The sequence below is a fragment of the Actinopolyspora alba genome, from assembly GCF_900112765.1.
GTDB lineage: Bacteria > Actinomycetota > Actinomycetes > Mycobacteriales > Pseudonocardiaceae > Actinopolyspora > Actinopolyspora alba.
Genome location: NZ_FOMZ01000016.1, coordinates 26,787 through 38,884, shown reverse-complemented (window position 1 = coordinate 38,884; position 12,098 = coordinate 26,787). Strand labels below are relative to the sequence as shown.

Annotated in this window: 11 protein-coding genes and 1 other RNA gene; 8 read left to right on the top strand and 4 right to left on the bottom strand. The window is 69.2% G+C overall.

Annotated features, from left to right (window positions below):
• Positions 1 to 4: 4 nt before the first annotated feature.
• Positions 5 to 1,363 (bottom strand): IS607 family element RNA-guided endonuclease TnpB, encoded by a 1,359-nt coding sequence (tnpB, locus tag BM150_RS20715; RefSeq protein WP_092929171.1) that lies wholly within the window; start codon positions 1,361 to 1,363, stop codon positions 5 to 7.
• Positions 1,364 to 1,418: 55 nt separating this feature from the next.
• Between tnpB and BM150_RS20710 the strand changes: the two genes are divergently transcribed.
• On the top strand, positions 1,419 to 1,622 hold the full coding sequence (locus BM150_RS20710; protein ID WP_139219603.1) for a helix-turn-helix transcriptional regulator: 204 nt from the start codon (positions 1,419 to 1,421) through the stop codon (positions 1,620 to 1,622).
• A gap of 48 nt (positions 1,623 to 1,670) precedes the next feature.
• Here the strand turns inward: BM150_RS20710 and BM150_RS20705 are convergent, their stop codons facing one another.
• Positions 1,671 to 2,564 (bottom strand): fructosamine kinase family protein, encoded by an 894-nt coding sequence (locus BM150_RS20705; protein ID WP_092929169.1) that lies wholly within the window; start codon positions 2,562 to 2,564, stop codon positions 1,671 to 1,673.
• An 82-nt stretch (positions 2,565 to 2,646) separates the two neighbouring features.
• Positions 2,647 to 3,204, bottom strand: coding sequence for a low molecular weight protein-tyrosine-phosphatase (locus tag BM150_RS20700; RefSeq protein ID WP_092929167.1), 558 nt, complete (start codon positions 3,202 to 3,204; stop codon positions 2,647 to 2,649).
• A 151-nt stretch (positions 3,205 to 3,355) separates the two neighbouring features.
• Here BM150_RS20700 and cobC point away from each other — a divergent pair, with 151 nt between their 5' ends.
• Genes cobC through BM150_RS20680 form a run of 4 tightly spaced genes read left to right on the top strand, consistent with a single transcriptional unit; the run spans position 3,356 to position 7,267 of the window.
• A complete protein-coding gene (gene cobC, locus BM150_RS20695) occupies positions 3,356 to 4,489 on the top strand; it encodes an Rv2231c family histidinol phosphate aminotransferase CobC (RefSeq protein ID WP_092929165.1) in 1,134 nt (377 codons plus the stop codon).
• Positions 4,486 to 5,346 (top strand): Nif3-like dinuclear metal center hexameric protein, encoded by an 861-nt coding sequence (locus tag BM150_RS20690; RefSeq protein WP_092929163.1) that lies wholly within the window; start codon positions 4,486 to 4,488, stop codon positions 5,344 to 5,346. The genes cobC and BM150_RS20690 overlap by 4 nt, the downstream gene beginning before the upstream one ends.
• The gene (locus BM150_RS20685; protein ID WP_092929162.1) at positions 5,343 to 6,077 is read left to right on the top strand and encodes a zinc ribbon domain-containing protein; all 735 of its coding nucleotides are present in this window, start codon (positions 5,343 to 5,345) and stop codon (positions 6,075 to 6,077) included. The genes BM150_RS20690 and BM150_RS20685 overlap by 4 nt, the downstream gene beginning before the upstream one ends.
• Complete coding sequence (locus BM150_RS20680; RefSeq protein WP_092929159.1) at positions 6,074 to 7,267, top strand: bifunctional RNase H/acid phosphatase; 1,194 nt, start codon at positions 6,074 to 6,076, stop codon at positions 7,265 to 7,267. The genes BM150_RS20685 and BM150_RS20680 overlap by 4 nt, the downstream gene beginning before the upstream one ends.
• A 16-nt stretch (positions 7,268 to 7,283) precedes the next feature.
• Here BM150_RS20680 and BM150_RS20675 read toward each other — a convergent pair whose 3' ends face one another.
• Positions 7,284 to 8,447 carry an ROK family protein gene (locus BM150_RS20675; RefSeq protein ID WP_092929157.1) on the bottom strand — a complete coding sequence of 388 codons (1,164 nt, stop codon included), beginning with the start codon at positions 8,445 to 8,447 and terminating at the stop codon, positions 7,284 to 7,286.
• Positions 8,448 to 8,626: 179 nt separating this feature from the next.
• Between BM150_RS20675 and BM150_RS20670 the strand changes: the two genes are divergently transcribed.
• The 3 genes from BM150_RS20670 to BM150_RS20660 all read left to right on the top strand — a co-directional run bounded on the left by BM150_RS20670 (position 8,627) and on the right by BM150_RS20660 (position 11,842).
• On the top strand, positions 8,627 to 10,063 hold the full coding sequence (locus tag BM150_RS20670; protein ID WP_092929155.1) for a sugar porter family MFS transporter: 1,437 nt from the start codon (positions 8,627 to 8,629) through the stop codon (positions 10,061 to 10,063).
• A 220-nt stretch (positions 10,064 to 10,283) separates the two neighbouring features.
• Positions 10,284 to 10,686, top strand: an RNA gene (rnpB, locus tag BM150_RS20665) — RNase P RNA component class A.
• A gap of 367 nt (positions 10,687 to 11,053) precedes the next feature.
• Positions 11,054 to 11,842, top strand: coding sequence for a class I SAM-dependent methyltransferase (locus BM150_RS20660; RefSeq protein WP_175496947.1), 789 nt, complete (start codon positions 11,054 to 11,056; stop codon positions 11,840 to 11,842).
• Positions 11,843 to 12,098: the final 256 nt, after the last annotated feature.

Genomic DNA, 12,098 nt, shown 5'->3' with positions numbered 1-12,098 from the left:
CGTGTCAGAGTGTTCCTGAGCCGTCGCCTTGCGGCGCGGCGTTGACCCCGGTTCCGTCCGGGGTCTTCCCGTGGCGATACCCGGTGCCAGCGGAGCTGGTCTTAGGTGGGTTTCCAGCGGGCGTGTTTTCCGTCCCGACGCAACTCGCCGTGGACGCCGCCAGGCCCGCGAGGTTGCGGGCCGCGTTGAGGTCGCGATCAGCGGTGTGGCCGCAGTGATCGCAGGTGAAGACGCGGTCGGACAGGCGCAGTTTGGCTTTCACCACGCCACAGTCCGAGCAGGTTTTCGAGCTGGGGTAGAACCGGTCGGCCACGATCATGGCGCGGCCGTGCCAGGTGGTTTTGTAGTCGAGTTGGCGCCGTAGCTCGCCCATGCCCACGTCGGCGATGTGGCGAGCCAACCGACGGTTGCGTTTCATGCCCTCGACGTTGAGGTTTTCCACCGCGATCGTGTCGTACTCGCGCACGAGTCGGGTGGAGAGTTTGTGCAGCCCGTCGCGGCGGGCGTTGGACACCCGCGCGTGCAGTCTCGATACGTGCCGCTGGGTCTTGTGCCACCTGTTCGACGGGGTTCGCTTCGTGCGTTTGTCCGGCCCTACGCGCCTGGCGGCTTGCCGTTGTAGGCGGCGAAGTTGGCGTTGCGCACGGTCGAGGTGTTTGGGGTTGGCGATGGTTTCCCCGGTGGACAGCACCGCCAGTGACTTCACCCCGAGGTCGACACCCACGGTGCCGCCGGTGGTGGCAGGGTTGGGTTCGGTCTTGGTGATCTCCACCGAGAACGACACGTGCCACCGGCCGCGCCGGTACGACACGGTGGCCGACCGGATACGGGCGGTGCCGCGTTCGACGTGCCGGGCGAGTGTGCGGGTGGACTCGCAGGTGCGTACCAACCCGATGCGGGGCAGCTTCACATGCCGCCGGTCCGAGCTTGCGAGCCCGAACTGGCCGGTGGTGAACCGGCATGAAGCGCGGTGCCGCTTGGACGTGAACCGGGGGAACCCGACCCCGCGACCGGCGCGCTTGCCGGTGCGGGAGGTGTGCCAGTTGTCCAGCGCGGTCGCGAGGTTCGCCAGCCCGGACGAGTACGCCTCCTTGGAGTTCTCGCTCCACCACGGTGCCGCCGCGTGCTTGGCCGCGTTCCAGGCTTTGCGCAGGCTGTAGGCCGACCAGTTCATCGTCGGCGTGAGGTCGGCTTCCGCGACCCCGTAGGAGGCTTCGGCGTCCCGCTGGTTCAGCACGGCCTTGACCTGCGCGAGTGCCCAGTTGTAGGCGAACCGCGCCGCGCCACAGTGCGAGCCCAACATGGCCCGCTGCCGCGGCGTGGGATCGAGAGCGAACTGGTACGCCTGCAACACCGTGGTCATGCTGGGTCACCTCCCTCGTGACGTCTGGCTTGATCACAATATACCATACTTGAGTATGGCTAACTTGGATGGCTTGCTCTCCGCCCCACAAGCGGCCGAACTGCTCGGGATCAGCGTCAAGACGCTGTACCGCAACTCGTACGTCTACGACGACTTCCCCCGGCCGACCAAGGTCGGACGCACCGTGCTCTACGACCCGGACGAGCTACGCGCCTGGCGCTACGAACACCCACCACGGAAACGCACAATCACACGTTGACATGTTCTTCCACAGAACCACCAACAGTTGGAAACCCCGTCTCCCCGCTCAGAACGAGCGCAGCGCCTCCCGGGCGACCGAGTGCGCCTGTCTGGCGAAGCCTCGGCCGAACAACACGCCGTGCACCAGCAGCGGGAACAGCTGGTGTATCCCCACCCGCTCGCGCCAGCCCGGCGCCAGTGGTGTCTCCGCCTCGTAGGCGGCCAGCACCTGATCCAACCGGGGACAGCCGAACAACCGCAGCATCGCCAGGTCGGTCTCGCGGTGCCCACCGTGCGCGGCCGGGTCGATCAGCCACACGTGAGTCGTGCCCTCCGGACCTCGCCCCCAGTGCACGTTGCCGCTCCACAGGTCACCGTGCAGCCTGGCGGGCGCCTCGTCGGCACCGGGAAGTTCGCCGAGTCGTTCGCAGAGTTCGGTTATCGGCTCCGCCTCCGAGCGGTGCAGCGTGCCCGCGTCCACCAACCGCCGCACGTAGGGCTCCACGCGCAGTGTGCCGTAGAAGGTCGGCCAGTCCGCCACGGGTTCGTTGCGCATCGGGGCCAGACCGATCCACGCGTCGCGGAGGCCGCCCGGAGGTGGGCAGCCGTGCGCGGTGGCCCCGGCGGCGTGCGTTCGCGCGAGCGCGCGCCCGAACTCCGCCGCCGCCTCGGCCGTGGGAGAGCTCTCGGCCACGTGCTCGGTGACCAGCCACTGCTCGTCCTCGCCGAAGACCTCGGGTACCCGGGCCGCGCCCGCCTCGGCCAGCCACCGCAGCGAGGCCGCCTCCGCACGCAGGGCGTGCGGCATGTTCGGCGGGGCGGCCTTGGCGAACACGCTGCGGCCGTCGTCGAGTCGGACCTCGTATGCGGCCGAGGCGTCACCGCCGCCGAGACGACGAGGCTCCGCCACCTGGGCACCCGTCAGTTCCGCGACTGCCCCGGCCAACCCCGGATGGCTCATGGCATCTCCCTCGATCGGGTTGTCGGATCGTGATTTCCGGTCAGCTCCGGTCGTTTCCGCCGTCGACCGTTGCGACGAGTGCTCACGACGCCGTCTCGGAGGGGGACGTCGTCTCGGCCGAGGAGGTGGAACTCCGCTCTCCCGAACCGGGCAGTCCCAGGCCGGTCCTGACCCGGTCGAGCAGTCCGGGGACAGCGGCCTCGATCATCTCCATCACCCCGTCGAAACCGCGCTCGCCACCGAAGTAGGGATCCGGCACCTCAGCCCACTCGTCGGACTTCGGGTCGAACGAGCGCAGCAGCCTGACCCGCTCGGCGTCCTGAACCTCGTCCCGGAGCACGCGCAGGTGTCCCGCGTCCATGGCCAGCAGCAGGTCCGCGCCGAGGTGGTGCTCGTCGAGCTGCGCGGCGGTGTGCTCGGTGGGGTAGCCGTGGTCCGCCAGCACCGCGTTGGTGCGCGGATCGGCCGACTCCCCGACGTGCCAGGGTCCGGTACCCGCGCTGGACACATCGACCCGGTCGGAGAGCCCGGCGCGTCTCAGGTGCTCGCCGAACACCAGCGCTGCCATGGGGGACCGGCAGATGTTGCCGGTGCAGACGAACGAAACGTGGAAGGCCTTGGTGGTGGAATCGAATGTCACACCCCCAGTGTCCCGTCGAACGGCGTCGTCCGGGCGCCGGGTTCTCCCTCGTGACGCTTTCCGACGCCCCGCCGAGTCCCGGCGTCCGGTGGTTCCGGCGGCACCACCGGCGCTGTCCGGTCCGACCCGCGCGGTAGCTAGACTGCCGGGGATGACTCGCCGGGACGACAGGGAGATGCTGCGCCATCACGGAGATGTGGACGCCGCTGGCGAGCTGCTCGACTTCGCGGTCAACGTCCGGCTGCGACAACCCCCGGAGTGGTTGCGCGACCGGCTGATCGCCGCGTTGGACAGGCTGGGCGGTTACCCGTCCGCCGAGGACGACCTCGCGGCCCGGTGCGCGGTGGCTCGACGGCACGACCGCTCTCCCGAGGAAGTGCTGCCCCTGGCCGGGGCGGCGGAGGGATTCGCGTTGTTGCCGACCCTGCGCCCGGAGCTGGCCGCGGTGGTGCATCCCTCGTTCACCGAGCCCGAACTGGCGCTGCGCGACGGTGGTGTCGACGTCACCCGCGTGCCGCTCGACCCGGCCGACGGATACCGACTCCGGCCGGAGGCCGTGCCCGAGCGGGCCGACCTGGTGGTGCTGGGCAATCCCACGAATCCGACCTCGGTGCTGCACCCCGCCGAGACACTGCGCTCGCTGGCCCGTCCCGGACGGGTCCTGGTCGTGGACGAGGCCTTCGCCGACGCGGTGGTCGACGAGCCGGAATCGCTGGCCGCCGAACGGATCCCCGGGCTGCTCGTGCTGCGTTCGCTGACCAAGATGTGGGGACTGCCCGGGCTGCGGGTCGGATACGCGCTGGGAGAGCCGGAACTGCTGCGGCGGTTGACGCACCGCCGCCCGCACTGGCCGGTGGGAACGCTCGGATTGGAAGCCCTGCTGGCGTGCTGTGAACCCGACGCCGTCGCCGAGTCGCGAGGCGCGGCGGAGCTGCTCGCCCGGTGCCGCGACGAACTGGCGGCCGAGCTCGCCGACATCCCGGGAGTCCACGTCGCCCTGCCTGCAGCGGCCCCCTTCCTGCTGTTGCGGGTGCCGAACGGTCCCTCGGTGCGCGCGGGGCTGCGGCAACACGGCATCGCGGTACGCCGGGCCGACACCTTCCCCGGACTCGACGAGGACCACGTCCGGGTGGCCGTGCGCGGCGACGCGGAGAACGCCCGACTGGTCTCAGCGTTACGGGAAGTCGTCGTGCCACCGGCCTCGCCGGAGTGGGAACACGCCGACGAGGAGCCGGTCGCCACCGTTACCGAAAACCGATCCACGACACGGGAAGCGACTCGATGACCACACGGATCAGGGACGTGCTCGACGTACTCGAAGCCGCCTACCCGCCGAGTTACGCCGAGTCGTGGGATGCGGTCGGGTTGGTCTGCGGCGATCCCGATGCGACGGTGGAGCGTGTGCTGTGCTGCGTCGATCCGGTCGAGGAGACCGTCGACGCCGCCGTCGAGCAGGGCGCCCAGCTGCTCGTCTCGCACCATCCGCTGCTGCTGCGCGGGGTGCACGCCCTGCCCGCCGACGATCCCAAGGGCCGCCTGCTGCACCGGCTGATCCGTGCCGGGATCGGGCTGTACTGCGCCCACACCAATGCCGACACGGCCAGCCCCGGTGTTTCCGATGCGCTCGCCGCGCGGCTCGGACTGACCGTCACCGGTCCGCTCAGTCCGCACCGGGAGGGGGCCGAAACCGGGCTGGGCAGGTTGGGAACCCTGCCCGAGCCCGAACCGTTCGAACGATTCGTGCACCGGGTCGCCGACGCGCTGCCCGCGACCTCGTGGGGGGTGCGCGGGGCGGGTGATCCGCGCCGTACCGTGCGACGGGTCGCCGTGTGCGGCGGTTCCGGTGACTCGAATCTGGATGCCGCCGTCGAGGCCGGGGTGGACGCCTACGTCACCGCGGATCTGCGGCACCACCCGGCGGCCGAACACCTCTCGCGTGCCGATGTGCCGGACACGCGTGTTCCCAACCTCGTCGACGTCGCGCACTGGGCCAGTGAGTGGCCCTGGTGCGAGCAGGCAGCCGATGTCCTCGGCGCGGCGTTGCCCGATACTGTCGAAGTCCTCGTCTCCGCGTGCCGCACCGATCCATGGACGGTGCACGCGCACGCCACGGACACCGATACTGGGAGGAAGCCCGAGTGAAAGCCGATCCCGCCGCACAACGCAGGTTGCTCGAAGTCGCCAACGTCGATGCCGAGCTCAACCGCATCAACCACCGCAGGCGGTCGCTTCCGGAGCTGGAACGGATCGGCGCCGCCGAGCGCGAGGTGCGGACCAAGCAGGACGCGTTGGTGGCAGCGCGGACCACACTCGACGATCTGCGCAACGAGGTCGAGCGGCTGGAGAACGAGGTCGATCAGGTGCGGTCGAGGCAACAGCGCGACCGCCGGATGATGGATTCCACCGACTCCTCCAAGCAGTTGGAGGACCTGCAGCACGAGATGAGCACCCTCAGCAGGCGCGAGGCCGCGCTGGAGGACGACATGCTGGAGGTCATGGAGCGCCGCGAGGCCCAGGAGGCCGACGTTTCGCACGCCCAGCAGGAGGTCAACACCGCGGAGTCCGAGCTGGAGGACGCGCGGCACGCTCGTGACGAGGCGTTGGCCGACCTGGAAAGTGACGAGGCCAAGCGACTGGCCGAACGGGAGTCGCTGGTCGCGGACATACCGCAGCAACTTCTGGACCTCTACGAACGGATCAGGCAGCAGCGTGGTTCGGGTGCCGGGTATCTGCAGGGCAGCAGGTGCGGCGCCTGCCGTCTCGAACTGGACCGGGCAGCGCTCGCCTCGGTGCGGGAGGCCGCGGCGGACGACGTGGTGCGCTGTGAGGAGTGCGGCGCGATCATGGTGCGCACCAAGGAGTCGGGTCAGTGAGCACACGGGTGATCGTCGAGGCCGATGGCGGGTCGCGCGGTAATCCGGGCGCGGCGGGTTACGGAGCGGTGGTTCGCGACGCCGCGGACGGACGGGTGTTGGCCGAACGTTCCGACGGGCTGGGGGAGACGACCAACAACGTCGCCGAGTACCGCGGAATGCTCGCCGGGCTGAACGCGGCCCTGGAGCTCGGTGCGGCGGAGGCCGAGATCCGGTTGGACTCCAAACTCGTCGTCGAGCAGATGTCGGGCAGGTGGCGGGTCAAGAACCCGACGTTGCAACCGTTGGCCGCCGAGGCCCGGCGACTCGTGTCGCGGTTCACCTCCGCGCGGTTCGAGTGGATTCCACGGGAGCGCAACAAGCACGCTGACCGGCTCGCCAACGAGGCCATGGACAGGCAGGGTGACGGCGCGGACCCGGTGGCCGAAGCCGGATCGACGGTGCCCGCCGGCGCCGGGGAGCAGCCCGAACCGACCGAGTCGGCCACGGTGACCGAAACGGCCGGGGCCGATTCCACGCCGAGTGGCGTCGCCAGCTGGAGCGGTGCCGTGGGAGCCCCGACGCGGTTGTTGCTGCTGCGGCACGGGCAGTCCCCCATGTCGGTGGACAAACGCTACTCCGGGCGCGGGGACGTGCCGCTCACCGAGCTGGGGAGGCGACAGGCGCGGGCCGCTGCCGGGCGACTGCTGACGATGGACGAGCTCGTTCCCGAGGAGGGAGCGGTCCCGGTGCTTTCCTCGCCGCTGAGTCGGGCTCGCGGTACCGCCGAGGCGGTGGCCACGGCCATCGGCGGGCAGCTGGTGCCGCACGAGGGGTTGGTGGAGACCGACTTCGGCGCCTGGGAGGGACTGACCTTCACGGAGGCGGCACAGCGGTATCCCGAGCTGCATCGCAGCTGGCTCGGTGATCCGGCGGTGACACCACCGGAGGGCGAGAGCATGAACGCGGTCTTCGAGCGGATCGACGAGGTGCGGAACCGGCTGCTGTGGGATTACGCGGGACGGACGATCGTGCTCGTCACCCACGTCACCCCCATCAAGGCGCTGTTACGCATGGCCCTGGGGGCAGGGCCGGAACTGTTCTACCGGCTCCACCTCGATCTGGCATCGCTGTCGGTGGCCGAGTTCTATCCCGACGGGAACGCCTCGGTTCGGTTGGTCAACGACACTTCACACCTCCGTGGAATCTGACTGTTCCGGACGCCGGTCATAGGGTGAGCTGTTCGTGTGCCAACAGCACGGCGCCGTCGAGCTCGGCATCGCGCAGCGAGCTCGTCTCCAGGCGGCAGGCGGAGTGCGGTAGCGAGGAGCACCGCACCGCCTGCTCCATCGGAAGCCGCAGCACCTCGCCCGCCCCGCTCACCGCACCCCCGAGGACGACCAGATCCGGGTTCAGCACGTTGCGGAGGTAGGCGATCCCGTGCCCCAGCGCGGTACCCGCACGCCGCAGCGCTGCCACCGCCCCGGCATCGCCGCTCTCGGCGGCGGCGAGCACTGCGTCGATGTCGCAGTCGGGTGCGAGCGCGGTGGGGGTTCCGGCCTCGGCGGCCTCACGCACCGACCGCAGAATCGCGGGTCGTGAGGCCACGCTCTCCAGGCATCCCGAGTTGCCGCAGGCGCACTGACGGCCGTTGTCCTCCACGCGGCAGTGCCCGATCTCACCGCCGATTCCGGCGGCGCCCGAGAACAACCGCGAGTCCAGCACCACACCCGCGCCGATGCCCGTGTCGACCATGATCCGGACGAAGTTGGCGACACCGTCGCCCCAGCCGAAGCGTTGTTCCGCCAACGCTCCGGCGTGTGCCTCGTTGTAGATCACCGCCGGGACGCCGAACAGCTCCTCGACCCACTCCCGAAGCGGCACGTCGTGCCAATCCAGGTTGGGGGCCAGCAGGCAGCGCCCGCTGCGGTGGTCGACCAGCCCGGAGACCGAAACCCCGACGGCGGAGACGCGCTCGACGGGAACCCCCGCTCGTTCCGCCGCCTCGCGGACGAGTGGATCCAGCCGGTTCACACCTGTCGCCGCGTCGCCGACCGAGCTGGGAGCCGAGGCCTGCGCCAGCGTCCTGCCGAGTGCGTCGGCCACGGCCACCGAACTGTCGCGCACCCCGAGGTGAACACCCACGTAGGCACGCGCGTCCGGGTTGAAGACCACGAGGTTCGGTCTGCGGCCGCCCGCGACGGCCGCCTCACCGACTCCGGCAGGGATGAGCAGTTCCTCCTCGAGCAGCGAGTCGATGATCGAGGACACCGAGGGCTTGGTCAGACCGGTCGTGCGGGCCACAGCCGCGCGTGAGCGCGCCTGGCCGTCGCTGAACAGCTCGATCATGTGCTGTCGGTTCAGCTGCCGGACCGTCCGTGGGTCGGCCATGCCGCGAAAACCTCCTCGTACGGCTCGCGGGGTACCACCGGCCGCGAGCGCTGTAGCTCTCGGTGATCGATCGAAACCGTTAGTAACAGTCGTTCACCGTATTGACACGCATTAGTAAGGATACGATCCTTACCAACCATTGCTGGGTCACACTTCCCCTTGAGTGCAATGGAGCATAGATGTCCTTCCATTCCACCACCGGCACCTCGGGTGCCGGATCTCACGCCCGCCCACTGCGCACGGTCCACTTCGCTTCGGTGGCGGCGCTCGGCGGGTTCCTCTTCGGCTACGACACCGCCGTGATCAACGGTGCCGTCACCTCGATTCGGGAAGCCTTCGGGGTCGGTTCGGTCGTGACCGGGTTGGCCGTCGCCATGGCTCTGATCGGGTCGGCCCTCGGTGCCTGGAACGCCGGAACGCTCGCCGACCGGTACGGCCGACTGGTCACGATGCGCACCGCCGCCGTGCTCTTCCTGCTGAGTGCGATCGGTTCGGCCCTGCCGTTCACCGTCTGGGACTTCACGTTCTGGCGGCTCGTCGGCGGCGTCGCGGTCGGCATGGCCTCGGTGATCGCACCGGCCTACATAGCCGAGATCGCCCCGGCACGACGCAGGGGACGGCTCGGCACCCTGCAACAACTGGCCATCGTGCTGGGCATCGCGATCTCCCAGGTGGTCAACTGGGCCATCGCGGGTGCGGCCGGGGGTGCTGCGGAGCCACTGCTGGGGCTCGACGCCTGGCAGTGGATGTTGGCGGTGGAGGCGGTCCCCGCGGTTCTCTACGGGGCGCTGGCGTTCACCATCCCGGAATCACCGCGCTACCTGGTCACGCGGGGTCGCTTCGACCGTGCTCGACAGGTCCTGGACACCACCGAGGAGGGCGACGTCGACGAACGGCTCACCGAGATCCGGGATTCCGTGGTGAACGACCACCGGCCTCGGGTGCGGGACCTGCGCAGCGTGCGCTCCGGGCTGCTGCCGATCGTCTGGATCGGCATCGTCCTGTCCGTGTTACAGCAGTTCGGCGGGATCAACGTCATCTTCTACTACTCGTCGGCGCTGTGGCAGTCGGTCGGCATCGACGAGTCCAGTTCACTGCTGCTGAGCCTGTCCACCCAGATCTTCAACGTGCTGGGCACCGTCATCGCCCTGCTGCTGCTCGACAGGGTCGGACGACGCCCGTTGCTGCTGACCGGTTCGGTGGGCATGACGATCATGCTGGGACTGGCCACGTTCGCCTTCAGCCACGCGAACACCGTGGACGGCGAACCTAACCTGGCCAACCCGTACGGGCCGATGGCGCTGATCGCCGCGCACGTCTTCGTGTTCTTCTTCGCCATCTCGTGGGGTCCGGTCGTGTGGGTACTCCTTGGTGAGATGTTCCCGAACCGGTTCCGCGCTCCGGCGCTGGCGGTCGCCGCGGCCGCCCAGTGGCTGGCCAACTTCCTCGTCACCGCCACTTTCCCCCCGCTGTCCGACATCAGCCTGTCGATGACCTACCTCGGTTACACCGCGTTCGCGGCCGTGTCGGTGTGGTTCGTGATCAAGTGGGTACCCGAGACCAAGGGGCGGACACTCGAGGACATGGATCGCACCACCGTGTCGTCGCGGGTCTGAGCGACCGGTTCGACCGGCGGTCGGCGGAGTCGTCGGCCCGCCGGTCCGGGGCGTCGGTTCGCCGTCGGAGTCCTCCCACCTCCGCCCTCGCGAGCGGTACCCGACGTGGCGGGGCCCTCGGCCTCGCCACCACTCGCGAGCGAGGGCGGACGGGAGGTTCCACCAACCGGACACCTGGGGTGAACGCGGCGAGCGACTCCTACTAGAATGAGAGCGCGGACGAGTCGACCGGGCGACCGCGACGGGGTTCGGCCCCGTCGAGGAAAGTCCGGACTCCACAGGGCAGGGTGGTTGCTAACGGCAACCAGGGGTGACCCTCGGGAAAGTGCCACAGAAAGCGAACCGCCCGGCCGTACCGCTCGGTCGGGTAAGGGTGAAAGGGTGGTGTAAGAGACCACCAGCGTCCCCGGTGACGGGGACGGCTCGGTAAACCCCACCCGGAGCAAGGTCAAGAGGGCACCGTTGTCGGTGTCTGCGCGAGTGTTCGAGGGCGGCCCGTCCGAGACTCGCGGGTAGACCGCTGGAGCCCGTCGGTAACGGCGGGCCTAGATGGATGGTCGCCACGCGGGAACGCCTCGGGTGTTCTCCGCGTACAGGATCCGGCTTACAGGTCGACTCGTCCGCTTTCCGGCCGGTGTTTCCGCACCGCCCACTGTCAGTGCTTCTTCCGGGCCGAACACCCGTGGTGCTTGGTATTTCCGCCGGTGCTTCTGGCGCTCCGGCGAAGAGTCCCCACACCGATCCCGATCGCGGTCCGATCACTCGTTGGTTCCACCGAGCCGCTTTCTCGGGATGAGAATCCGGGGTGGCGTGGTAACCAGTCGATGTCGAGCCACCCGGAGCGAGAGCGGGCGAAACGTTTCGCCGGGTGAGCCTTCGCGAAGGGTGGATCGACGACGTACCGCTGCCGCTCGCCGCCGTCTCCCGTGCGGGACGGCGACCAACCCGGGCAGCGGAATCCAACCCCGCCCGTGAAATTGGGAGATCGGCTTGGCAGCAGGGTATGTCTTCGCCTCGGACGACCGGCTCACCGCGGCCCATCTCGGTGCCCTGGACAGGGCCTTCGACCACATCAGCGTCCGACGGCTGCTCGACTGCGGCGTACGGGAGGGCTGGCGGTGTCTCGACGTGGGTGCCGGGAGCGGTTCGCTGGCCCTGTGGCTGGCAGGCAGGGTCGGCCGGCGTGGCGAAGTCGTCGCCACCGATGTGGATCTCCGTGGGTTGCGGCACGTGTCCGCGAGGAACCTGCGAGTCGTCGAGCACGACCTCACCGTGGACCGACTCGCCGAGGGCGGTTACGACCTGGTGCACGGCAGGCTGCTGCTGATCCTGCTCGAAGGACGACGCGAACTGCTGCGGCACCTCGTTGGGGCGCTCAAGCCCGGTGGGGTTCTGCTGCTCGAGGACTTCGACGTCGAGGGAGCGGGAACCGTTTGCGCTCCCACCGAGGTGGACGCGGAGGTCTTCGACCGCGTGTTGTGGTCCTATCTGGACGCCATGTCCGCCGCGGGGGTCGACATACACTGGGGGCGGCACCTCTACGGCGAGCTGTGCCGGACGGAACTACGCCGGATCGATTCCACGGCGACCGCCGAGGTGTGGCGGGGTGGTTCGCCCGGGTGTGAGCTGATCCGGGCCAATTTCACCCAGCTCCGGGAGCGTGTGCTCGCCGACGAGCGGGTCGACCTCGCCGATTGGCGACACGCCATGCGACTGCTGGCGGACCGGCGTTTCGCGATGCGCGGGTTTCTGCTCGTCGGCAATTCGGGGATTCGGTGAATCGTGGTCGTTCTCCGCCGCTGTCACTCGAGCGGGGACCACGTGCGACGATGATCGACACTGGCTTCACGGAAGTGTGATGTGAGATCCGGCATCATCGGTGTGGGCGCCGAGTGATCACCGGGGCCGTTGTCGGAGTTCCGCGAGTCACGAAAGGATGGTCCTCGGTTGGTCACTGTCGAACCTTCCACTCGGGACGGAGCACGACTCGGCGTGGACGAACGGGTGAATCCCCGCCGGATCGTGCGACACGAAG

Excerpts from the sequence above, each read along its gene's own strand:
- BM150_RS20670 (WP_092929155.1), top strand. The coding sequence starts at position 8,627 with ATGTCCTTCCATTCCACCACCGGCACCTCGGGTGCCGGATCTCACGCC.
- BM150_RS20690 (WP_092929163.1), top strand. The coding sequence starts at position 4,486 with ATGACCACACGGATCAGGGACGTGCTCGACGTACTCGAAGCCGCCTAC.
- tnpB (WP_092929171.1), bottom strand. The coding sequence starts at position 1,363 with ATGACCACGGTGTTGCAGGCGTACCAGTTCGCTCTCGATCCCACGCCG.
- cobC (WP_092929165.1), top strand. The coding sequence starts at position 3,356 with ATGACTCGCCGGGACGACAGGGAGATGCTGCGCCATCACGGAGATGTG.
- BM150_RS20710 (WP_139219603.1), top strand. The coding sequence starts at position 1,419 with ATGGCTAACTTGGATGGCTTGCTCTCCGCCCCACAAGCGGCCGAACTG.
- BM150_RS20705 (WP_092929169.1), bottom strand. The coding sequence starts at position 2,564 with ATGAGCCATCCGGGGTTGGCCGGGGCAGTCGCGGAACTGACGGGTGCC.
- BM150_RS20675 (WP_092929157.1), bottom strand. The coding sequence starts at position 8,447 with ATGGCCGACCCACGGACGGTCCGGCAGCTGAACCGACAGCACATGATC.